We start from the raw sequence: 19,361 nt of genomic DNA, 5'->3' as shown, positions 1-19,361 counted from the left end.
GGCTACCGGGACAGCGACTACTTTTTCCTGAAGATCAAAGCCGCTTTTCCCGGTAATCCGCGATGAACCTTTTTTTTGCCCTTTCCCGGGTCAGCGCCGCTTGTCGCGCAGCAGCTGGAAGCTGGTGTTGACGATCAACTCGGAGGTTTTCGGCAGGACCTGGTACATCACCTGGGAGGCCAGCCCGAACGCCGGCACCTTGCGCTTCGGGCGGGTGACGATCGCCTCGCACAGCCAGTCCACGGCGCGCTCTTCGCTCATCGCCGGCACGTAGCGGTAGATGGCGGTGGGCGCGATCATCGGCGTGCGCACCAGCGGATAATTCATCAGGGTGAATTCCACGCCGGTGTGCACCAGCTCGTTCTGGGCCGCCAGGGTCCAGCCTTCCAGCGCCGATTTGGAGCCCAGGTAGGCAGAGAAGCGCGCCGGGGCGCTTTGCACGCCCATGGTGGACACATTGATCACGTGCCCCTGGCCGCGTGCCTGCATGGCGGGAATCAGGTTCATCGCCAGGCGGATGGCGCCGAAATAATTCAGCTGCATGGTGCGCTGGTAGTCGTGGAAGCGGTCCAGGCTGTGCATCACCGAGCGGCGGATCGAGCGGCCGGCGTTGTTGACCAGAATATCCACGCCGCCGTGTTCGGCGAGCACCTGCTCGCAGAGCCGGTCGCAGCTGTCGAGGTCGGCCAGGTCACAGCGGTAAGCATGGGCGCGGCCACCGTCGGCGCGGATGTCGTCCACGGTGTCCTGCAGTTTGTCGAGGGAGCGGGCCACCAGAAGGACGGTGGCGCCGGCGCGGGCCAGGCGGTGGCTGAGTCCGGCGCCGATGCCGGAACTGGCGCCGGTGATCAGAACCACCTGGCCGGCGACGCGGCGGCGCAGCGCGCCACGGGGGGAGAAACGCTGCCGCCAGCGCCAGCCGGCGGCGGCGGAGATGCGTTTGATATGCGGCCGGAGGTCCGGCCGCTGCCATTCGATGTCGTTCATTGGAGGCACCCCACGAAGATGGAAGACCTCCTAAGATTGCATTCAAACAAGCGTTTGATCAATGACCGCCGTTGCCCGGCGGCCCGGTGTGGCCGGCTTACCAGTGAATCCCCTTGAACAGCCGGGAGAAGGCGGCCTGTTCGCGGCTGATTTTCTTCGGCGTTTTTTCCTTGCCGCCCATGGCGGCGGCGGAGTCCGAGAAGATCTTGTAGCCGGTGTTCATGATCGTTTCGGTGACCTTGGGTGTCAGGAAGTGCATCACCTGGCCCATGATGCCCAGGCTGGTGGCGATGCGCTTGGGGCGCCGCACGATGGCGTCGCAGATCATGTCCGCCGCCTGGTTGGGGCTGATCGTCGGCACATGGTTGTAGAGCTTGGTGGGCGCGATCATCGGCGTGCGCACCAGCGGCATGTTGATGGTGGTGAAATGGATCCCCAGGTGCGCCATCTCGCTGGCCGCGCAGCGAGTGAAGGAATCCAGCGCCGCCTTGGACGCCACATAGGCGGAGAAGCGCGGTGCGTTGGTCAGCACGCCGATGCTGGAGATGTTGATCACATGGCCGAAGCCCCGCTCGATCATGCCCGGCATCAGCCGCATGATCAGCCGCAGCGAACCGAAGTAGTTGAGCTGCATGGTGCGTTCGAAATCGTGAAAACGCTGGAACGAGTGCACCACCGAGCGGCGGATCGAATGGCCGGCGTTGTTGACCAGGATATCCACCCGGCCGTAATCGGCCAGCACCTGCTCGACCAGTTCGTCCACCGCTTCCAGATTGGACACGTCGCAGCGGTAGGCGCGGGCATTGCCGCCCACCTGCTTGATCTCATGGAGGGTCTCTTCCAGCTTTTCCGGGGTGCGCGCCACCACCAGCACGGTGGCGCCGGCGCGCGCCAGCTTGAGGGCCGAGGCCTTGCCGATCCCGGAGGTGGCGCCGGTGATCATCACGATCTTGTCTTCGGCGCGCTCCGGCAGGGAGGGCAGTGGCTGCAGTTCGTCCTCGCGCTCGTCGCGGTCCGGGTCCAGATGGTTTTCCCAGAAGTCCCACAGCTGCTGCACATAGCTTTCCAGCTCCGGCACCTCGATGCCGCTGCCTTCCAGCGCCGCGGCGGCGCGGCGGTTGTCGTATTCGGTGGGGAAGGTCAGGAACTTGATCAGCGACGGCGGAATGTCCAGGTTCTCCATCGCCTGATTGATCAGCAAGCGGGGCGTCATGGCGCTGACCCCGCGGCGCACGAAGCCGGGCACCGCGTCGAACATGCGCTGGTCGATGCGCACCGGCATGCGCGGCGCCTGGGCGGCGCTGGCGATGATGTCCATCACCTCACCCAGGTTGTAGCTGCGGTCGGCGGTGAGGTGGAAGCACTGGCCGTTGCCTTCCTCCTGGTGGGCGATGTGATCCAGCGCGTCGGCCACGAAGTCCACCGGCACGATGTTGAAGTGGCCGCTCTCCACGCCGATCAGCGGGATCCAGTTGGGCAGGAAGTCCTTGAGCTTCTGAATCAGCTTGAAGAAGTAGTAGGGGCCGTCGATCTTGTCCATCTCGCCGGTCTGGGAGTGGCCGACCACCAGTGACGGCCGGTAGATCCGCCAGGGGATGCGGCTTTCCTGGCGCACCAGGGCTTCCGATTCGTGCTTGGTGAGCAGGTAGGGGTCGTTCAGTTCGCCGGCTTCCTCGAACATGTCCTCGCTGAAGGTGCCCTCGTAAAGCCCGGCGGCGGCCACGGAAGACACATGGTGGAACGCCTTGGCGTTGACCTTCTCGGCCAGTTTCAGCGTTTGCCGGGTGCCCTCGATGTTGATGTAGCGCTGGGTGTTTTCATCGGCGCTCAGGTCATAGATGGCGGCGAGATGGAAGAAGTGGTCGATCTGGCCCACCAGATCGTCCTGGTCGCGCTTGCTGACACCGAGCAGCTTCTTGGTCAGGTCCCCGGTAATCGGCACCAGACGGCTCTCTTCCACGCACAGCCGCCGGCGCATGGCGTCCAGCTTGTATTCCGAACCGGGCCGCACCAGTGCGAACACCCGGGCACCTTCGCGCTTGAGCAAACGCGCCACCAAGAAGCGGCCAATGAAACCGGTCGCGCCGGTAACGAAGTAGTTCATGCGAAAACCCCTTTGCTGTCATCTCTGGTGGCCACGGCCGAGCCGGCACCGGGTATTGTTCTTGAATATGGCGACCGTTTGATAATGCGCCGCCAACGCCTAAAGGGCCAGTGTTGACGCCCTTTTTTGCCCGTTACAACTAACAAGTGTTCGGCATTCTGTTCTATGAACAGTTGTTAGTCAAACGGTTTTTGATCGCTTGCGCTGGGGTTGTTTTCTGTGGCTATATGCAAGGCCTCTGAACTAACGAGTGTTCGTGAAATGAGCGAAGGTGCCCGGCAGCAACAAAAAAAGCAGACCCGCGAGCGGATCCTGGACGCCGCCGGCCGTTTGATGGCCGACGGGCGCGGCCTGGACAGTCTGGGGCTGCGCGAGGTGGCCCGCGAGGCGGGGCTGGCCGCCACCTCCCTGTACAACCATTTTCCGGATATGGAGGCCCTGGGCCTGGCGCTGATCGACCGGGCCTGTTTCCACCTGCGCTCCTCCATGGCGGAGGGGCGGCGCAGCATGATCGAAGTGGGCGCGGCGCGCGCGGTGCGGGAACTGGTGGCGCGCTTCGTGCGCTTTCAACAGGACTATGAAAATGAGTTCCGCCTTCTGGTGCAGCAGCGCCTGGGGCGGCGATCCAGTTATCGCCGGCGCATCCACGGCGAGCTGCAGCTGATGGTCAACGAGCTCGCCGAGGACGTGCGCGAGGCGGTGGCCGCCCAGGACCGCCCGCCGGTGCCCGCCCAGCGCGAGGCGGAGGCGGCCATCGCGGTGATGTTCGGCCTCGGCATCGCCATGCTGGATGTGTCGCCGGCGCGGCGGCGCGAGCTGGCCGAGAACGCCGGTGATCAGGTGGAGATCATTGCCCTGGGCGGGCGTTGCTGGGCCGCCGGGGACCGTTTGTAGCCGCAAGGATCGAAATCCCCGACGTCAGGCGCTAGGATGGAACGCTATTCCATAAGTAGAAGGTAGGTTCATGAGCGCTGAAACCCAGTCCCTGGCCGACGCCCTCCGTTCGCGTCGCTCAGTGCGCGGCTTCCTGGATAAGCCGGTGCCGGAAGAAACCCTCAAGGCAATCTTCGAACTCGCCCAGCTGGCGCCCTCCAACTGCAATATCCAGCCCTGGAAGGTGTTCGTGGCCTCCGGCGAGGTGCGCGACGAATTGCGCCGCCGGATGGTGGAGAAAGTCACCGCCGGCGTGCCCATGGAGCCGGACTTCGAGCCCAACGCCGGCAAATTCAGCGGGGTCTATCGGCAACGGCAGGGGGATTGCGCGGTGGAGCTGTACAACAACATGGGCATCGCCCGGGACGACAAACCCGGACGCATGCGCGCGCAATTGCGAAACTTCGAGCTGTTCGACGCGCCCCATGTGGTGTTTATCGGCATGGAGCGGGAATTCGGCCCCACCGTGGCGCTGGACGTGGGCATGTACATCCAGTCCCTGATGCTGGCGATGACCGCTTACGGCGTCGGATCCTGCGCCCAGGGCAGCATGCGCTACTTCCCCAATGACGTGCGCGAGATCTTCGGCGAGCCGGCGTCCACCGCCATCCTGGTGGGCATCAGTTTCGGCTATGAGGATCCGGACGTGGCGGCCAACCGGACCCGCGTGGGGCGGGCCCCGCTGGCGGATTCGGTGGCCTTCAAGACGGCGCTCTAGGCGCTGTCCGGCCGCGCACCGGGGTGAGGAAGAGGGCCGTTCGTGTTATACTGGTCGGCTATTTTCCTACCCCCGGGGCAATATGGTCATCGTAAAAGGTGTGATTCCGGTCCGTGATACGTTGCGCGACAGCGCCGTGGCACTGGCCCAGGAGCTGGCCACCCAGGCCCGCGCTGAACATGGCTGTGTGTCCTACGAGGTGTACGTCAAGGCGGACACCCCCAGGGTGATCATGCTGTGGCAGCAATGGCAGACCCTGGACGATCTGGAGCGTCACTTCGATTCCGATCACCTGGACGCTTTCCTGGACCGGATTCCCGACATGATAGACGGCGAAGTGCATTCCATGCGCTTTGACGTTACCGACGAAGACGGCGAGCCGGTGGTGGAACCGCCCGCCGTGGAAGTGGCCGAAGGCACCACCCTGCACTGAGCCGGGCGCCGGCGGCCGGGAGCCTGACCCATCATGAAAACCCGAATCGATTCCCTCGACGACGTTATCTCCAGCTTCGCCGGGCAAGGCTACATCTGCGACCAGCGCACCGCCCTGGCGGTCTATCTGGCGGCGCAGCTGCACAAGCCGGTACTGGTGGAGGGCCCGCCCGGGGTGGGCAAGACGGAACTGGCGAAAGCCGCCTCCGCCTTCCTGGAAGCGCCGTTGATCCGCCTGCAGTGCTACGAAGGCCTGGACGAAAGCCGCGCGCTGTACGAGTGGAAGTACGGCAAGCAGCTGCTCTACACCCAGTTGCTGCGTGACAAGCTCAGCGGGATGCTGGCGGACACCGACAGTCTCGAGCAGAGCATGGAACGGCTCGGCGATCTCGGCGATGCCTTCTACAGCGACACCTTCCTCGAGCCGCGGCCGCTGCTGCGCGCCCTGCGCGCCGACGAACCCGTGGTGCTGTTGATCGATGAGATCGACAAGGCGGATCAGGAATTCGAAGCCTTTCTGCTCGAGCTGCTGTCCGATTTCCAGATTTCGATCCCGGAGATGGGCACCGTGAAGGCCCGGCATCAGCCGCTGGTGTTCCTCACCAGTAACGACCAGCGGGAGCTCTCCGACGCGCTCAAGCGGCGCTGTCTGCATCTCTATATTCCCTATCCCGACGCCGCCCTGGAGCGCCGCATTCTGGCCGAGCGCGTGCCGGAGCTGGGCGAGCAGCTGCGCGATCAGCTGGTGGCGTTTATCCAGCACCTGCGCGAGCAGGACATGAAGAAGCTGCCGGCGATCTCGGAAACCCTGGACTGGGCGCGCGCCCTGGTGCTGCTGCACGCGGACACCCTTGAGCCGGAGCTGGTGGAGCAGACCCTGGCGCTGGTGCTCAAGAACGAGCAGGACGTGGCGCTGGCCCGCGACCTGCTGCCGCACTGGTTCCGTAAACCCCGTTCCGCCTGAGGCGCCACCATGGCCGACCGCCGTTTGCATGAGTTCGTCCGCGCCCTGCGCGGCGCGGGCGTGCGCGTTTCGCCCACGGAGGCGGAAGAAGCGTTTCGCGCCGCCGCCCTGATCGGCTACCACCCCCGTGACCAGTTCCGCGAGACCCTGGCGCTCACCCTGGTGAAAAGCCAGCAGGAGCGCCCGGACTTCGACGCCTGTTTCGAGGCGTTTTTCCAGTTTGAATCCGCCGAGGACGAGGACGCCGGCGATCACGACGAGGCCGGCGAACCGCTCTCGCCCCAGGAAGGGCAGGGCCTGTCCGAGCAGGCCGCGGAGCTGGTGGCGCAGGACGCGGGGCAGCTGGAGCAGACCCTGGCACGCAACGCCGGTGAGATGGACTTCACCGATATGCAGGTGATCACCCAGCAGGGTCTTTACGCCCGCCGGCTGTTGATGAACATGGGCATGGGCGCGGTGGACGATGAGATCCTGCGGCTGGACGCTTCACCGCGCGGTGCCGACCAGCGCCGAGCCGGCGAGCTGCGTGAGTGGCGCCAGCAGGTTCGCGAGCTGGCGGTGCGCCATGTGCGGCGGCAGTTCAATTTGCACGGGCGCGCCCATGGACGCGCCCTGCGCGAACACACCATGCGCGCGGCCCCGTTCCGCGATCTGCGTGAGTTCAAACAGGTGCAGACCCTGGTGCGGCGCATGGCGCGCCGGCTCGCCAGCCTCCATCAGCGGCGCCAGAAAAAAGCCAAGCGCGGCACCCTGGATGCGCGCCGCACCCTGGCGTCCAGCCTGCGCTATAACGCCGTGCCGGTGCAGCTGCACTGGCGCCAGAAGCGCCGGCTCAAATCCAAGGTGCTGGTGATCTGCGATGTTTCCAGCTCGGTGCGGGACGCCGCCCGGTTTCTGTTGCAGTTCCTCTACGCGATGACCGATGTGCTGCCGCGGGTGCGCAGCTTTGCGTTCGCCGCCCGCTTCGACGAGGTCACCGATGATTTCGACCGCTATCCGCCGGACGTGGCGGTGGGCCGGATTCTCGACCGGGTGTCCGGCAGCGGCACCGATTACGGCACCATGTTCGAGGAGTTCGTGGCCTTGTGCGGGTCCGAGATCGACCGCCACACCACCGTGATCATTCTGGGCGATGCGCGTAACAACGATCTCCCCGCCGGTGAGCAACATCTGGCTGAGGTGTCGCGCCGTGCCAAACAGGTGTTCTGGCTGAATCCGGAGCCGCCTTCGCGCTGGAACAGCGGCGATGCCATCATGGCCCGCTACCAACCCTATTGCCGCGCCGCGCGGCGCTGCGCCTCGCTCAATGATCTCAGCCGCTTCACCGACTATCTGCTGAAAAGCGTCTAGCGGCTGTTCGCCATGCCCCTCAATGCACCGCTGAGGGCCTCGTCCAAGCGGCGCAGGTTCACCGGCTTGGCGATATGCCCGATCATGCCGGCGTCGTGGCAGGCGGCGATCTTGTCCGGCACCGCGTGGGCGGTCAGGGCGATCACCGGGATCACCGGCAGACGGCCCTGACGCTGCAGGCCCTGAATCGCGCGGGTGGTTTCGAAGCCGTCCATGTCCGGCATCTCGCAATCCATCAGAATAAGATCGAACTGCGCCGGCCGCGACAGCAATACCGCCAGCGCTTCGGCGCCGCTTTCCGCGGTTTCGCACTGGTGGCCGAGCTTGCGGCACAGCCCTTCGGCCACCAGCAGGTTGATGTGGTTGTCGTCGACAATCAGCAGCCGGGCGCCGACCACGCTGGCGGGTCGTTCCTGCTCCGGCACCGCGGCCTCCGCCTGGGCCTTGCCGGCGGGAAGCGGTAGCCGCACCCAGAAACAAGAGCCGCCCGCCTCGCTGCTCTGGAAGCCGATCTCACCGCCCATGATTTCCGCCAGCTGCCGGCAGATCGCCAGCCCCAGGCCGGTGCCGCCGTAGCGGCGCCGGCTGGTCTGATCGCCCTGGTGGAAATAGTCGAACAACCGCGACTGCTGGTCGGCGGGAATGCCGATGCCGGTGTCGGTGATTTCGAACAGGACATAGTCCCGGTTGGCCTCGTCCCGCCGCGCGGAGACCTGGATGCGGCCGTTCTCGGTGAACTTGACCGCGTTGCTGATCAGGTTGACCAGGATCTGGCGCAGCCGCACCGGATCGCCGACGCAATACTCACCGAGATCCGGGTCCAGGTTCTCGCTCAGGGCGTTGGCGTTGAGGCGGGCGCGGTGCTCGAACAGCGCCACGCATTCGCCGATCAGCGCCGGCAGATCCAGCCCGGTCTGCTCGATGGGCATCTTGCCTGCGTCCAGCCGGGAGTAGTCCAGCACGTCATTGATCAAATCCAGCAAGGTGTTGCCGGACTGCTCAATCACATGCAGCTGGCGCCGCTGCGCCTCGTCCAGATCTGAATCCCGCAACATATCCACGGTGCCGATAATGCCGTTGAGCGGCGTGCGGATTTCATGGCTCATAACCGCGAGGAACTCGCTGCGGGCGCTGAGGGCCGTGTTCAGTTCATGGGTGCGTTCCTCGACGCGGCGTTCCAGCGCTTCCTGGGCCTCCTTGTGGATGCGCTCGTTCTCCGACTTCAGGGTGGTCATGCGGTGGGCCAGCGCGAAGGAGAGTAACAGCGCCTCGGTCACGGTGCCCAGCTGCAGCGCGTTTTCGATCAACCAGCTGCCGCCGATCAGGTTGAAGGTTTTTAGAATATAGATCACCGAGGCCAGGCCCACGGCGGTGAACGCCAGCAAGAAGAAGCGCGCCGGCTGGTAACCCTGGCGGATCGACCAGATCGCCAGGGCGATGGCGATAAACGGCCAGGGGAAAATAATCGCCGAAGAAAACTGAATAAAAAACGTGAAGTTGAGCAGGGTGAAAGGGGCCAGCGCGATCAGTGCCAGGCCCACCAGCATGAGAACGCGGTTCAGCCCCGGGGCCGCTTTTTTGAGCTCCAGGAACGAGCAGGAAAAAAACATCGAAAAGGCCAGCGTCAGTAAATTCAGTACCGGCAAACTGCGATGGTTCCATTCGCTGGCGCCGGGCCAGAGCCACTGATAGGCGAGCCCCTCGCGGGCGAAAAGGTTCAAACCGAAAAAGCCCAAATAGAGGACGTAAAGCAGATAACTGGGCTCGCGGATGGAGAAAAAAATCAGCAAATTGAACAGGCACATGATCAGTACCGAGCCGAAATAAAAGCCGTAGCTGAGCTTCAGGTAGCCGTCATGCTGGTTGAATTCGTCCGGGGCGCGAATCGACAAGGGAAAGTCGATCACGTTGTCGCCACGGGCCCGGAACAGAACCGACCATTGCGCCTGCTGGGGAATGGCGAGCGGAAAAACCAGTTGGTGATGAGGGAAGGGGCGTTCCGCGAAGGGCACCCGGTCGCCGCTGCGTTGGTGGCGCAGCAGGGTGCCCGCGGTGTCATAGATATACAGGTCCAGATAATCCAGATGCGGCCGCCCGGCGCGCAGGTACCAGAGCCCGGTGTCGGACTGGTTGTCCAGGCTTAGCAGGAACCACTGGTCCTGTTCCCGAAACCCCATCGCCGGATAACGGCTGCCCAGCCGCTGGCCCTTGCCGCTGCGCAATGCTTCCAGGGCCTGCTCGGGCGACAGTTCACCGGGCGCCGCTTCCAGCCAGCGCAGGTCCGGTGACGCCTGATAATCAGAGCGCTGCTTCCCCAATTCCAGAGCCTGCACCGTGCCCGCGAAAAGAAGAAAGCAGAGCGCCGCCAACCATGAAGCTCCCTGCATTAGTGTTCCCCGTCGCAAAGCGTGAACTCCGTCACTGCCCTTTTACCGTATTTAACCGGGCCGGAGGAACAGCTCCAAGCGCCAATGTTCAAATTACTGACTTCTAACGCAAAGGAGAGGCACATGAAGATCCGAATCCTGAGTAGTGCAATGGTGTTGTCCTGTTCGGTGATGGCCGGCGGCGCTTTCGCGGCCGGGCCCTACATCGGCGCCAACTACAATCAGATTCAGTACGACAACGACGACGTCGATGAGGACACCCTGAAGGTGGACGGCGTCACGTTGCGGGCCGGCTTTGAGTTCAATGATTTTATCGCGTTGGAAGCGCGCGGCGGCACCGGTATTGACGGTGATTCCAAAAACGCGCCCCTGGGTACCTTCGAGTACGACATGGACCACATGTACGGCGGCTACCTGAAACTCTCCGCGCCGCTGTCCGATTCCATCCACCCCTATGTGATCGGCGGCTACAGCAAAATGAAAGCGGACGTTAAGTACACTGTGGCCGGTGTCAGCACGGACGAAAGCGAGCGGTTCGAGGACGAATCCTATGGCGCCGGCCTGGATTTCAATATCACCGACACCCTGGGCGCCAATCTGGAATACATGCGCTATTACGATCAGGACGAGGAGGAAATCTCCGGCGTCAGCGTGGGCCTGCGCTCCGCTTTCTGATCCTCTCTTACTCCGCCCCCGACAACGCCGGCGCAAGCCGGCGTTTTGCTGTCCGCGATAACGGTCAGCCCGCGCGGGTCAGCAATTTCTCCAGTCTTGGCCGGAAAGCGGTCGCCACGCCCAGGTTTTTCATGGTCCAGTAGTGGCCGCCCACCACCCGCTGTACCAGCAAGGTGCGTGAACTGGGCTGGAACTTGAGCATCTCTTCCAGCGGCGTGCGGCGAGCCTGCTGCACCACGTCCTGATGCAGGCTGGCCTGGGCGAAGTCGAAGGGGGTTTCGGCGAACGCCTTGAGCAGCAGTGGCACCCAGGCCTGGTAGAGACGGTCGGACACCTCGCTGTCGCTGCGCCGCGCGCCGATCGCCAGCAAGGCCCGGTCCAGGGCCCGCCAGTCCCCATCCAGTGAGGCGCGCACCAGGGTGGCCATCAGGCGCACGTCTTCTTTCGGCAGCCGTTTCACCGCGCCGAAATCGTACAACACGATGCTGCCGTCGGTGCGGAACGCGAAATTGCCCGGATGGGGATCGCAGTGCACGGTGCGCAGTTCGAAAATCTGCCGCCCGATAATATCGAACAGCCGCTCGCCCAGCCGGTTACGCAACGCCTGATCAAAGCCGTTGGCGTCGCTGACGTTCTCCAGGGGCACGCCGTCCTCGAAGCTCAACGTCAGTACCGTGGCGCCGGACAGGTCGGCGAACACGGTGGGGATCACCACATCGTCGTCCTCCGCATGGAACGCCTGGAACAGGCGCACGTTGTCCGCTTCGCGCAGGTAATCGAGTTCCTCTTCCAGCTGCGCGCGGATCTCCTTGAATACCGCGTCCAGCGCGCGCTCGTCGACGCGCAGCAAGCTGCCCAGTTTGAGGATGCGCTTGAGGTGCTTCATGTCCGAGTCGATCGAGGCCTTGACCGCCGGGTACTGAATTTTCACCACCACGTCGTCGCCGGCCAGCGTGGTGGCCCGGTGCACCTGGCCGATGGAGGCGGCCGCGAACGGCGCCTCGTCGAACATCTGGAAGTAGTCGCCCACCGGGCCGCCCAGCTCCTTCTCCAGTTGCCGGCGGATCACGTGGAAGGGCATCGGCGCCGAGGCGTTCTGCAGCACCGCCAGCTGCTCGCTGATCTCGCGGGGCAGCACGTCCTGCATCTGCGAGGCGATCTGCCCGACCTTCATCACCGCGCCTTTCATCTGCCCGAGCGTGGCGGCCACCTCCTGGCCGATATGGCGCATCAGCGCTTCGCGGCTGGTGGCGCGGTCCTGTTCCGACTGAAACAGCCCTTTCACCTGATGCGAGGCGACACGGGTGGCGATGGACGTCGTCATGCCGGTCAGTTTCCAGAGGCGCCCGGTGGTGGAAGCGGGGCGCCGTTCCCGTCCGCGTTTTGCCATGCTGCGTGGTCCCGTGGTCGAAAAAGCGGTGGCGGAATCGCACACCGTGCTGAAATGCAGAGACTAGTCCGCTGTCCGGTCCCTGTCATGGGGTATTCGGGCCAAAGCCGGGCAAAAAAAAGGGGCCCGGGAGGGCCCCATTAAAGGAGAGTAGGCAGAATTTCAGAAATCAGGCGCGCTCTTTCTCGCCGGTGCTGACCAGATCGTCGAACAGTTTCTGGCTCTGTTCGCGCAGGGTGCTCACGGCGCCCAGGCCGGCGAGCACGAATTCGTTGGTTTCCTCGGCTTTCTCGCCGCGCTCCTGCTTGCCGCTGGCGACGAACTGCTCGTACAGCTCATGGCGCTTCCGGGGCGCTTCGTCGATCAGTTTGCGAGTGCTTACTACCAGGCCACGGCTTGCCAGCAGGGCCTTGGATTTGCCTTCGGCGTCGTCGCCATAGGCTTCCTGGCCGGCTTGTACGTACTTGTCGTACAGCTCTTCGGAGCTGTCACCGGCTTTGCTGTAGGCACCCAGACCGGCCAGGTACAGTTTGTTGCCCAGGGCCTTGGCACGCTGAATCAGGTTGTCTTGCTGGTCGCGAATCTCTTTCAGTTCACCCATGATCGTTCCTCTCTCTTGCTGAGAATGTCGGCGACCCGGGAGGTCGCGCCTCGATGGACGGTATAGTAGGGCGCCGGGCCGGCGGCGGGCGGCACTACTGTCTGACAATAGGACAATCAGTGAGGGTGATGGATGTGACGTGCTGTGACGGAATTCCCAGCCGGGCCGCCAAGTCAAACGTGGCGGGAACCCATACCGAGCGCTTACACTCCATAGGAAAGTATTAATCGGCAGAGATACGAATTCATGATTGAGAAATTCATTGCCAAGGTGCCCAGCCGGATTTGGGCGGACGGGCGTCCGGCCAAAGCGCGGCAATGGGATGCCGAGTTCAATGTGGCGGCCTGGGCGCGAATCTCCGGGAAGCCGGGCACGGTCCAGTTGTTGGTGCGTTACCTGGACACCAACAACGACCAGGCCATTCTGGTCGATGCCGCCGAAGTGAACGGTGACGGCAGCGCCTTGCTGTCCGGGCTGGTTCGGCTGCGGTTCAATGACAGCGTCGAGCAGGTTCAGGTGTCCCTGCGGCTGTCGGATCCGGGCATGCGCTATGTGGTGGAAGAGCTGTACATGCAGCGGCGCGGCACGGCGCTGCGCCCCCAGGACAAGCTGATCTCCAACTACTGAGCCGGTCAGGCATGGCTTGCTGAAAAAAGGTCGCCGGGCCCGCTCCCCTTTCGCGGGCCCGGCTCCTTACCCCCCTTGATGGGCCCGCCGCCGTGGCGGCAAGGCCCGCTCCCCCCGACGCTTCGGGTTTTCGGTGCGGTCGTTTCCGGCGGTGACATCGTCGCCACACTCCAGCAGGGACTCCGGCCAGTCCTGAAAATCCAGGCCGGTGAGCCGGTTCAGGTTCTCCAGAGCGGTTTCCGGATGCCGCTTTTCAATTCTTATCACCTTGCTCATGACGCTTCACTCGTTGCCTGACTCAGAGGAAGCGAGAACCATGCCAAGGCATATAAAAATTTTTTTGCTGGAAAATCAGTCGGTTGGCGCAGCGGGGGTAGGGCGGCGGCGCGACCACCGGCGCGCGCCGGCAAGATGTGACAATCTTTGCCAGTGGCGCCGGCGGCCCGGACAGGGCGGTGGCGGCGGGGTTAATCGAGGAAGAAATCAGGCAGCAACTGGTCGTCGGAAAGCTGCGGGTCGACCTTGTACACCGACAGGTCGGTGACGCCGGCCTGGCGGACCACCTCGTCGTCGATAAAGAAGTTGCCGCTGCACTCCGCCTGCGGCCGGGTCAGGATCCAGTGCGCCGCGTCCGCCATGATCTCCGGCTGGCGCGCCGCCCGCACCGCCATCTCGCCGCCCAGATGGTTGCGCACCGCGGCGGTGTTGATGGCCGTGCGCGGCCAGAGCGCGTTCACCCCCACCTTGCCGGCGTATTCGTCCGCCATGCCCAGCACGCACAGGCTCATGCCGTACTTGGCCATGGTGTAGGCCAGATGGCGGCCGAACCAGGCCGGGTTCATGTTCAGCGGCGGCGACAGATTGAGAATGTGCGGGTTGTCCGCCCGGCGCAGCAGCGGCAGACACAGCTTGCTGGTCATGAAGGTGCCGCGGCTGTTGACCTGATTCATCAGGTCGTAGGACTTCATGGTGGTGCCTTCGGTGGGGGTCAGGGCGATGGCGCTGGCGTTGTTGACCAGAATGTCGATGCCGCCGAACTCGGCTTCGGCCTTGTCCACGGCGGCCTGGACCTGATCCTCGTAGCGGATGTCGCCGACGCACACCAGGGCCTCGCCGCCGGCCTCGCGGATTTCCTCGGCGGCGGTATAGAGCGTGCCCGGCAGCTTGGGGTGCGGCTCGGTGGTCTTGGCGAACAGCACCACCCGGGCGCCGTCACGGGCGGCGCGCACGCCGATGGCTTTGCCGATGCCGCGGCTGGCACCGGTGATGAACAGGGTCTTTCCTTTCAGGGTGGCGGCGGTCATGACCGTATCCTCGGCATGAAGAATGGAGATTCACGCTAGCAAGAGCGGGCCGGGGGCGGCAATACACAAACCTGCGGGTTATGGCTCCCGGCCGGCGAGGACTTGCTCCCGCGCTTGGGAAACGGGTATCTTGTGGCCTGTCTGGTCATTTTGGGCCATCGGTGCGAAGGCCCTAGGGCGGACAAAGACACAGGTTGGTGAAGACGGGCAAAACGTATGACGATTCTAAAAATGACGGCGGAGGACTACACCCTGTCCGCCGAATACCTGGGCCCGATGCTGGAGGCCCTGCAAAAACGGGGCATCGACGAACAGGAAGCGCTGGCCGGGCTGGACATCGAGCCGGGCTGCTGGCGCGATCCCAAGGCCCGTGTCACCGCCCTGACCTTCAAGCGCTTCTCCCGGCGGCTGGTGGAGCTGACCGGCGAGCCCTGGATCGGCTGGGAACTGGGCGCCTCCATGCCGCTGTCGTCGCACGGGTTTCTCGGCTACGCGGCGATGAGCAGCAATACCCTGGGCGACGCCATCGAGCTGGCGGTGAAGTTTTTCCGCACCCGCGGCACCATCGTCCAGCTGGAAGCTTTCGTGGAGGGCGAGTGGGCGGTGCTGCAGCTCAACGAGATGCTGTCGCTCGGCGAGCACGGACCGCTGCTCACCGAAAGCCTGTTCTCCAGCTTCCACTTCATGGGCCTGCAGCTGATGCCGGACATCGAGATCCTCGGCGAGCTGCGCTTCGCCTACCCGGAGCCGGCGTACTTTTCGCGCCTGCGGCCGATGATTCCGGTGCCGATCTATTTCGACTGCGCCTACAGCCAGATGCGCTTCCCCGCCGAGCGGCTGCAACGGCGGTTGCGCTTCGCCGACCCGCGCCTGGCGCAGATGGCCGCCGCCCAGTGCGAGCAGGAAATGGAGCAGATCAAGGCGCCGCCGGCGCTGCTGGGTCAGGTGCGGCGGGTGATGCTGGCGGGCTCCGGCGGGTTTCCGGGCGTCGAGGAGGTGGCGTCGGAGATGCACATGTCGTCGCGCACGCTCAAGCGCAAACTCCAGCAGCTGGGCACCAGCTATCAGAAGCTGCTGGATGATCTGCGCAAGGGGCTGGCGGTGGAGTACCTCACCCAGAGCGGGCGTTCGGTGGACGATATCGCCCTGGCGCTGGGCTATTCGGACGCCTCCAATTTTGCCCGCGCGTTCCGGCGCTGGACCGGCAAGAGCCCGTCGGACTACCGCTGAACGGCGCTACAACTTGGCGATCAGATCCGCCACGGCGCCGCCCAGGCCGCCCAGCAGCAGCGTCAGGGTGGCCAGGAAGCCGAGCAGAAAGCCGCGCCCCCGGTCCCGGGGCGACGCCAGATAGGCGTTGAAATAGAGCTGCCGGCCGATCACGAACAGGGCCCCCAGCGCCGCGGCGGCGCGCGGTTCCAGATACCAGGCGCACAGCCACAGACCGGGCAGGAACAGGATCAGCTGTTCCACCGTGTTGGCGTGCACGCGCAGGCTGCGCTCGAACAGTTCGTGGCCCTGCACCGCCGGCGCGCGGATCTGGTACTTGACCCGGGCACGGCCGACGACAAAGCTGAACAGCGCGCACTGCAGCAACGCCACGACGGTAATGATGGCAACCCATTCCATGACTTTCCCCCAAGCAGGTATGGTTAAGCCGGCGCCAGGCAGACGGCGCCGCTATATTCTTATTTTTGCGCATCATCCTAGAGCGTTTTTCGTACGATCGCATCTTTTGCCGCCGGGATCGGCCCGGTGGCGTGACCACGGAACCGAGAATGACGGAATTACACCCACGCCTGGCGGCGGACACCGGCGCCCTGGGCGAGACTGAACTGTGCTGGCTGCGCTGGATGCGTGATGCCCGTTTCCCCTGGCTGATCGTGGTGCCCAAGCGCGACGGTCTGCGCGAGTGGCACCACCTGCCGGCGGCGGACCAGCAGCGGCTATTGTCGACCGTGAACCACCTTGCCGGGGAGCTGGAGAGGGTCACCGGCGCCGATAAGATCAATCTCGGCGCCCTCGGCAATCTGGTGCCGCAGCTGCACGTGCACATCATCGCCCGCTTTCGCGATGACCCCTGCTGGCCCGGGCCGGTGTGGGGGCAGGGCCAGCCGGTGCCGGTGGACGGCACGCCGGACTGGCTGGCGCGGCTGGCGCTGCCCGAGGAGAGCTAGAGATGGAATTAATCGCGGTGGACGTGCAATGCCCCCACTGCTGGGAGCATTTCGAGGCCCTGGTGGATCCGTCCCAGGGGGATCAGGAGTATGTGGAGGATTGCCACATCTGCTGCCGTCCCCTGGTGCTCACCGTCGACCTCACCGACCCCGAGGCGCCCTCGGTGTCGGTGACGCCGGAAAACGACTGACGGACCCGCTCAGGGGTTGTCGTTGCCGGCCAGGAAGGCCTGCATTTCCGGGTCGTTGAGCATCCGCTCGATGGAACGGCTGAGGATGTCGTTGACCATTTCCTGGTTGCGCGCCGCCGACGGCGTAAAGGGCAGGTCGTGCTCGACGCTGCTCTTGTAGGTGCCCACATGGGTGGTGTCGCCGCGCCGGGCCTCGGCCACCAGCTCCAGGTTCAGGGTCACTTCGTTGACCACCGACCCCTCTTCGGGGATGTACTCCAGTTTTTCCAGGCGCACTTCCAGGGTGGTGGCCTCGTCGCCCGGGTTGAAGGCGTTGTAGCCCAGCGTCTGCAGCCCCTGGCGGACGGTCTCGGCGATCGCCGGGCGCAGGTCGTTGGCCGGCTGCACCAGGGAGGTGTCCTTGTACACACCGCCCCGCGAGCCGAACGCCTTGCTGTCCCGGGAATCCACCGCGATCACCTGCACCGGCTGGTTGTTGCCGCGGTTGGCGGGCTGCACTTCGGCGGTGGGTTTCACTTCGATCTGCTGGGGGCTGAGCGCGCAGCCGGTCAGCGACAGCGCCAGGGCGGCGCCGGTGAAAAGCGTGGCGAGGGTCGATTTCATCCGTGTGGTCTCCGTAAGGGCGTTCACTGAAACGGGGTCGTGGTTCGACTCCATCAATGCAGTTTAGTGCGTTCGCTTCAAGGATTCTTCCGCCAGATTGTGGAGCGCGTCCTTGTAGCGGGAAGCGGGCACCGGCGCCAGCGCATCCAGGGCCAGCCGGGTCTGCTCGGCGGCCCGCTCCACGGTGTAGCTGAGCCCGCCGCAGTCGTGCACGATCTCGACGATCTGTTCCAGCTGTTCCAGGCCGCCGGTGCGAATCGCGTCCTTGATCAGCCCGGCCTGCTCCGGGGCGCCGTGCTGGATGGCGTAAATCAGGGGCAGGGTGGGTTTGCCCTCGGCCAGGTCGTCGCCCACGTTCTTGCCGAGCTCATTGACGTCGCCCTGGTAGTCGAGCACGTCGTCGATCAGCTGGAAGGCGATGCCCAGATGGCGGCCAAAAGTGGCGAACGCCTGGGAAAAGTCCGTTTCCGTGCGGGCGCCCAGCACCGCGCCGGTCTCCGCCGCCGATTCGAACATCTTGGCGGTCTTGTGGTGGATCACGCGCATGTAGCTGGGCTCGGTGGTGCTCGGGTCACGGGTGTTGATCAGCTGCAGCACCTCGCCCTCGGAGATGGTGTTGGTGCTCTGCGAGAGAATCTCCAGCAGGCGCTGATCACGCAGCGCCACCATCAGCTGGAACGCCCGGGAAATCAGGAAGTCCCCCACCAGCACGCTGGCGGAGTTGCCCCAGACCGCGTTCACCGTGGGCCGGCCCCGGCGCAGGCTGGATTCGTCCACCACGTCGTCGTGGAGCAGGGTGGCGGTGTGCAGAAATTCGATCACCGCCGCCACATCCACGTGCTGGGCGCCGGTGTAGCCGGATGCTCGCGCGCTCAGCAGCCCCACCAGCGGGCGCAGGCGTTTGCCGCCGGAGTCGACGATGTACTCCCCCACCTCGCGGATCAGCGGTACCTCGGTGTCCAGGTGGTGGGTGATGAAGCGGTTCACCGCCTCGAAATCCTCGGCGACGACAGAGCTGATGGCCTTGAAATCCATGAAGTAGCTATCCGGCTAAAAAGGGGCGGTAAACAGCGGGCAATGCTAGCAGCGGGGCCCGGCCAGTCAAGAAAACCCGGCCACCGGAAGGTCGCTGTAAAAGCCGTGTCATGCGGGCTTGAGGCGCATCAACCTTTAGCGTACACTTCGCGACCCGATTTAATCATCCCACGGGCACCGAAAGCGACCGCCTGATTTCAGGGCCGGGTCCGCCCAAGAGGAACCATCTGGAGCAAGTAGATGTACGCAGTCATCAAAACGGGTGGCAAGCAGTACCGCGTTGAAGAGGGTGACACCCTGCGCGTGGAAAAGATCGAAGTGGCCACCGGTGAATCCGTGAACTTTGATCAAGTGCTGCTGGTCGCCGACGGCGACGACGTGAAGGTCGGCCAGCCGCTGCTGGAAGGCGCCAAGGTCACCGCCGAAGTGGTTGAGCAGGGCCGTCACAAGAAGATCAAGATTGTGAAGTTCCGCCGCCGCAAGCATTCCCGCAAGCAGCAGGGCCATCGCCAGTGGTACACTGCGGTGAAAATCACCGGGATCCAGGGCTGATCCGGACGCAACGAGAGGATTGAAACATGGCACATAAAAAAGCCGGTGGTAGTACTCGTAACGGTCGCGACTCGGAAAGTAAACGCCTTGGCGTGAAGCGCTTCGGCGGCCAGGTCGTTCAGGCCGGCGAAATCATCGTTCGCCAGCGCGGCACCCGTTTCCACCCCGGAGTGAACACCGGGATTGGCAAGGACCACACCATCTTCGCCAAGGAAGCCGGACGCGTTAAGTTCGAAGTCAAAGGCCCGCTCAGCCGCAAATACGTGGTGATCGAGCCCGTGGCCTGATCCCTCCGGGATCTGAAAAAGCCCCGCGAGGCTCGCGCCCGCGG

22 protein-coding genes are annotated in these 19,361 nt (G+C 64.3%); 12 read left to right on the top strand and 10 right to left on the bottom strand.

Annotated elements, in window-relative coordinates:
- Positions 1–90 precede the first annotated feature (90 nt).
- Both ISO4_RS11785 and ISO4_RS11780 read right to left on the bottom strand, forming a co-directional pair.
- Positions 91–987, bottom strand: coding sequence for an SDR family NAD(P)-dependent oxidoreductase (locus ISO4_RS11785; RefSeq protein WP_142949806.1), 897 nt, complete (start codon positions 985–987; stop codon positions 91–93).
- Positions 988–1,084: 97 nt separating this feature from the next.
- Positions 1,085–3,091, bottom strand: coding sequence for an SDR family oxidoreductase (locus tag ISO4_RS11780; protein ID WP_142949805.1), 2,007 nt, complete (start codon positions 3,089–3,091; stop codon positions 1,085–1,087).
- Positions 3,092–3,352: 261 nt separating this feature from the next.
- On the opposite strand from ISO4_RS11780, the gene ISO4_RS11775 reads away from it, so the two are divergent.
- The 5 genes from ISO4_RS11775 (at position 3,353) to ISO4_RS11755 (ending at position 7,488) form a co-directional block, all read left to right on the top strand.
- Positions 3,353–3,985: a TetR family transcriptional regulator gene (locus ISO4_RS11775; protein ID WP_142949804.1), complete on the top strand. Its 633-nt coding sequence runs from the start codon at positions 3,353–3,355 to the stop codon at positions 3,983–3,985.
- A 70-nt stretch (positions 3,986–4,055) separates the two neighbouring features.
- A complete protein-coding gene (locus ISO4_RS11770; RefSeq protein WP_194856341.1) occupies positions 4,056–4,742 on the top strand; it encodes a nitroreductase in 687 nt (228 codons plus the stop codon).
- Between the two features lie 82 nt (positions 4,743–4,824).
- A complete protein-coding gene (locus ISO4_RS11765) occupies positions 4,825–5,175 on the top strand; it encodes a putative quinol monooxygenase (protein ID WP_142949802.1) in 351 nt (116 codons plus the stop codon).
- A 33-nt stretch (positions 5,176–5,208) separates the two neighbouring features.
- A complete protein-coding gene (locus ISO4_RS11760) occupies positions 5,209–6,138 on the top strand; it encodes an AAA family ATPase (RefSeq protein ID WP_194856340.1) in 930 nt (309 codons plus the stop codon).
- Positions 6,139–6,147: 9 nt separating this feature from the next.
- Positions 6,148–7,488 carry a VWA domain-containing protein gene (locus ISO4_RS11755; RefSeq protein WP_194856339.1) on the top strand — a complete coding sequence of 447 codons (1,341 nt, stop codon included), beginning with the start codon at positions 6,148–6,150 and terminating at the stop codon, positions 7,486–7,488.
- Here the strand turns inward: ISO4_RS11755 and ISO4_RS11750 are convergent.
- Positions 7,485–9,875, bottom strand: coding sequence for a hybrid sensor histidine kinase/response regulator (locus ISO4_RS11750; RefSeq protein ID WP_194856338.1), 2,391 nt, complete (start codon positions 9,873–9,875; stop codon positions 7,485–7,487). The two genes, ISO4_RS11755 and ISO4_RS11750, sit on opposite strands and share 4 nt — an antisense overlap.
- A 123-nt stretch (positions 9,876–9,998) precedes the next feature.
- On the opposite strand from ISO4_RS11750, the gene ISO4_RS11745 reads away from it, so the two are divergent.
- Positions 9,999–10,550, top strand: coding sequence for a porin family protein (locus ISO4_RS11745; RefSeq protein WP_142949798.1), 552 nt, complete (start codon positions 9,999–10,001; stop codon positions 10,548–10,550).
- A 64-nt stretch (positions 10,551–10,614) separates the two neighbouring features.
- Here ISO4_RS11745 and ISO4_RS11740 read toward each other — a convergent pair whose 3' ends face one another.
- Together ISO4_RS11740 and ISO4_RS11735 are read right to left on the bottom strand one after the other, a co-directional pair.
- Complete coding sequence (locus ISO4_RS11740) at positions 10,615–11,940, bottom strand: ABC1 kinase family protein (protein ID WP_194856337.1); 1,326 nt, start codon at positions 11,938–11,940, stop codon at positions 10,615–10,617.
- A gap of 169 nt (positions 11,941–12,109) precedes the next feature.
- Positions 12,110–12,541: a phasin family protein gene (locus tag ISO4_RS11735; protein WP_142949796.1), complete on the bottom strand. Its 432-nt coding sequence runs from the start codon at positions 12,539–12,541 to the stop codon at positions 12,110–12,112.
- A 246-nt stretch (positions 12,542–12,787) separates the two neighbouring features.
- On the opposite strand from ISO4_RS11735, the gene ISO4_RS11730 reads away from it, so the two are divergent.
- Positions 12,788–13,168: a hypothetical protein gene (locus tag ISO4_RS11730; RefSeq protein WP_142949795.1), complete on the top strand. Its 381-nt coding sequence runs from the start codon at positions 12,788–12,790 to the stop codon at positions 13,166–13,168.
- Positions 13,169–13,234: 66 nt separating this feature from the next.
- On the opposite strand, the gene ISO4_RS11725 is transcribed toward ISO4_RS11730, so the two are convergent.
- Both ISO4_RS11725 and ISO4_RS11720 read right to left on the bottom strand, forming a co-directional pair.
- The gene (locus ISO4_RS11725; protein ID WP_194856345.1) at positions 13,235–13,444 is read right to left on the bottom strand and encodes a hypothetical protein; all 210 of its coding nucleotides are present in this window, start codon (positions 13,442–13,444) and stop codon (positions 13,235–13,237) included.
- A 191-nt stretch (positions 13,445–13,635) separates the two neighbouring features.
- On the bottom strand, positions 13,636–14,472 hold the full coding sequence (locus ISO4_RS11720; protein WP_142949793.1) for an SDR family oxidoreductase: 837 nt from the start codon (positions 14,470–14,472) through the stop codon (positions 13,636–13,638).
- Between the two features lie 216 nt (positions 14,473–14,688).
- On the opposite strand from ISO4_RS11720, the gene ISO4_RS11715 reads away from it, so the two are divergent.
- The gene (locus tag ISO4_RS11715) at positions 14,689–15,702 is read left to right on the top strand and encodes an AraC family transcriptional regulator (RefSeq protein ID WP_142949792.1); all 1,014 of its coding nucleotides are present in this window, start codon (positions 14,689–14,691) and stop codon (positions 15,700–15,702) included.
- Between the two features lie 6 nt (positions 15,703–15,708).
- Here the strand turns inward: ISO4_RS11715 and ISO4_RS11710 are convergent, their stop codons facing one another.
- On the bottom strand, positions 15,709–16,101 hold the full coding sequence (locus ISO4_RS11710) for an MAPEG family protein (RefSeq protein ID WP_194856336.1): 393 nt from the start codon (positions 16,099–16,101) through the stop codon (positions 15,709–15,711).
- Positions 16,102–16,250: 149 nt separating this feature from the next.
- Here ISO4_RS11710 and ISO4_RS11705 point away from each other — a divergent pair, with 149 nt between their 5' ends.
- Complete coding sequence (locus ISO4_RS11705; protein WP_194856335.1) at positions 16,251–16,649, top strand: HIT domain-containing protein; 399 nt, start codon at positions 16,251–16,253, stop codon at positions 16,647–16,649.
- A gap of 2 nt (positions 16,650–16,651) precedes the next feature.
- A complete protein-coding gene (locus ISO4_RS11700) occupies positions 16,652–16,840 on the top strand; it encodes a CPXCG motif-containing cysteine-rich protein (RefSeq protein WP_142949789.1) in 189 nt (62 codons plus the stop codon).
- A 9-nt stretch (positions 16,841–16,849) separates the two neighbouring features.
- On the opposite strand, the gene ISO4_RS11695 is transcribed toward ISO4_RS11700, so the two are convergent.
- Together ISO4_RS11695 and ISO4_RS11690 are read right to left on the bottom strand one after the other, a co-directional pair.
- Entirely contained in the window at positions 16,850–17,443 is a 594-nt protein-coding gene (locus ISO4_RS11695) for a YajG family lipoprotein (RefSeq protein WP_142949788.1), read from the bottom strand.
- Positions 17,444–17,506: 63 nt separating this feature from the next.
- Positions 17,507–18,478: a polyprenyl synthetase family protein gene (locus ISO4_RS11690; RefSeq protein ID WP_142949787.1), complete on the bottom strand. Its 972-nt coding sequence runs from the start codon at positions 18,476–18,478 to the stop codon at positions 17,507–17,509.
- A gap of 240 nt (positions 18,479–18,718) precedes the next feature.
- Between ISO4_RS11690 and rplU the strand changes: the two genes are divergently transcribed.
- Together rplU and rpmA are read left to right on the top strand one after the other, a co-directional pair.
- Positions 18,719–19,030, top strand: coding sequence for a 50S ribosomal protein L21 (rplU, locus tag ISO4_RS11685; protein WP_194856334.1), 312 nt, complete (start codon positions 18,719–18,721; stop codon positions 19,028–19,030).
- A 26-nt stretch (positions 19,031–19,056) separates the two neighbouring features.
- Positions 19,057–19,317: a 50S ribosomal protein L27 gene (gene rpmA / locus ISO4_RS11680; protein ID WP_067608563.1), complete on the top strand. Its 261-nt coding sequence runs from the start codon at positions 19,057–19,059 to the stop codon at positions 19,315–19,317.
- The last annotated feature ends 44 nt before the right edge of the window (positions 19,318–19,361 follow it).

Origin of the sequence: Alloalcanivorax venustensis ISO4 (assembly GCF_015356855.1) — a bacterium.
Lineage (GTDB): Bacteria > Pseudomonadota > Gammaproteobacteria > Pseudomonadales > Alcanivoracaceae > Alloalcanivorax > Alloalcanivorax venustensis.
Note: the sequence above shows the minus strand (reverse complement) of the source record. Positions and strands in the feature narration are given on the sequence as shown.

Excerpts from the sequence above, each read along its gene's own strand:
- ISO4_RS11730 (WP_142949795.1), top strand. The coding sequence starts at position 12,788 with ATGATTGAGAAATTCATTGCCAAGGTGCCCAGCCGGATTTGGGCGGAC.
- ISO4_RS11750 (WP_194856338.1), bottom strand. The coding sequence starts at position 9,875 with ATGCAGGGAGCTTCATGGTTGGCGGCGCTCTGCTTTCTTCTTTTCGCG.
- ISO4_RS11755 (WP_194856339.1), top strand. The coding sequence starts at position 6,148 with ATGGCCGACCGCCGTTTGCATGAGTTCGTCCGCGCCCTGCGCGGCGCG.
- ISO4_RS11705 (WP_194856335.1), top strand. The coding sequence starts at position 16,251 with ATGACGGAATTACACCCACGCCTGGCGGCGGACACCGGCGCCCTGGGC.
- ISO4_RS11725 (WP_194856345.1), bottom strand. The coding sequence starts at position 13,444 with ATGAGCAAGGTGATAAGAATTGAAAAGCGGCATCCGGAAACCGCTCTG.
- ISO4_RS11775 (WP_142949804.1), top strand. The coding sequence starts at position 3,353 with ATGAGCGAAGGTGCCCGGCAGCAACAAAAAAAGCAGACCCGCGAGCGG.
- rplU (WP_194856334.1), top strand. The coding sequence starts at position 18,719 with ATGTACGCAGTCATCAAAACGGGTGGCAAGCAGTACCGCGTTGAAGAG.
- ISO4_RS11740 (WP_194856337.1), bottom strand. The coding sequence starts at position 11,940 with ATGGCAAAACGCGGACGGGAACGGCGCCCCGCTTCCACCACCGGGCGC.
- ISO4_RS11765 (WP_142949802.1), top strand. The coding sequence starts at position 4,825 with ATGGTCATCGTAAAAGGTGTGATTCCGGTCCGTGATACGTTGCGCGAC.
- rpmA (WP_067608563.1), top strand. The coding sequence starts at position 19,057 with ATGGCACATAAAAAAGCCGGTGGTAGTACTCGTAACGGTCGCGACTCG.
- ISO4_RS11695 (WP_142949788.1), bottom strand. The coding sequence starts at position 17,443 with ATGAAATCGACCCTCGCCACGCTTTTCACCGGCGCCGCCCTGGCGCTG.
- ISO4_RS11780 (WP_142949805.1), bottom strand. The coding sequence starts at position 3,091 with ATGAACTACTTCGTTACCGGCGCGACCGGTTTCATTGGCCGCTTCTTG.
- ISO4_RS11720 (WP_142949793.1), bottom strand. The coding sequence starts at position 14,472 with ATGACCGCCGCCACCCTGAAAGGAAAGACCCTGTTCATCACCGGTGCC.
- ISO4_RS11700 (WP_142949789.1), top strand. The coding sequence starts at position 16,652 with ATGGAATTAATCGCGGTGGACGTGCAATGCCCCCACTGCTGGGAGCAT.
- ISO4_RS11770 (WP_194856341.1), top strand. The coding sequence starts at position 4,056 with ATGAGCGCTGAAACCCAGTCCCTGGCCGACGCCCTCCGTTCGCGTCGC.
- ISO4_RS11735 (WP_142949796.1), bottom strand. The coding sequence starts at position 12,541 with ATGGGTGAACTGAAAGAGATTCGCGACCAGCAAGACAACCTGATTCAG.
- ISO4_RS11745 (WP_142949798.1), top strand. The coding sequence starts at position 9,999 with ATGAAGATCCGAATCCTGAGTAGTGCAATGGTGTTGTCCTGTTCGGTG.
- ISO4_RS11690 (WP_142949787.1), bottom strand. The coding sequence starts at position 18,478 with ATGGATTTCAAGGCCATCAGCTCTGTCGTCGCCGAGGATTTCGAGGCG.
- ISO4_RS11715 (WP_142949792.1), top strand. The coding sequence starts at position 14,689 with ATGACGATTCTAAAAATGACGGCGGAGGACTACACCCTGTCCGCCGAA.
- ISO4_RS11710 (WP_194856336.1), bottom strand. The coding sequence starts at position 16,101 with ATGGAATGGGTTGCCATCATTACCGTCGTGGCGTTGCTGCAGTGCGCG.
- ISO4_RS11760 (WP_194856340.1), top strand. The coding sequence starts at position 5,209 with ATGAAAACCCGAATCGATTCCCTCGACGACGTTATCTCCAGCTTCGCC.
- ISO4_RS11785 (WP_142949806.1), bottom strand. The coding sequence starts at position 987 with ATGAACGACATCGAATGGCAGCGGCCGGACCTCCGGCCGCATATCAAA.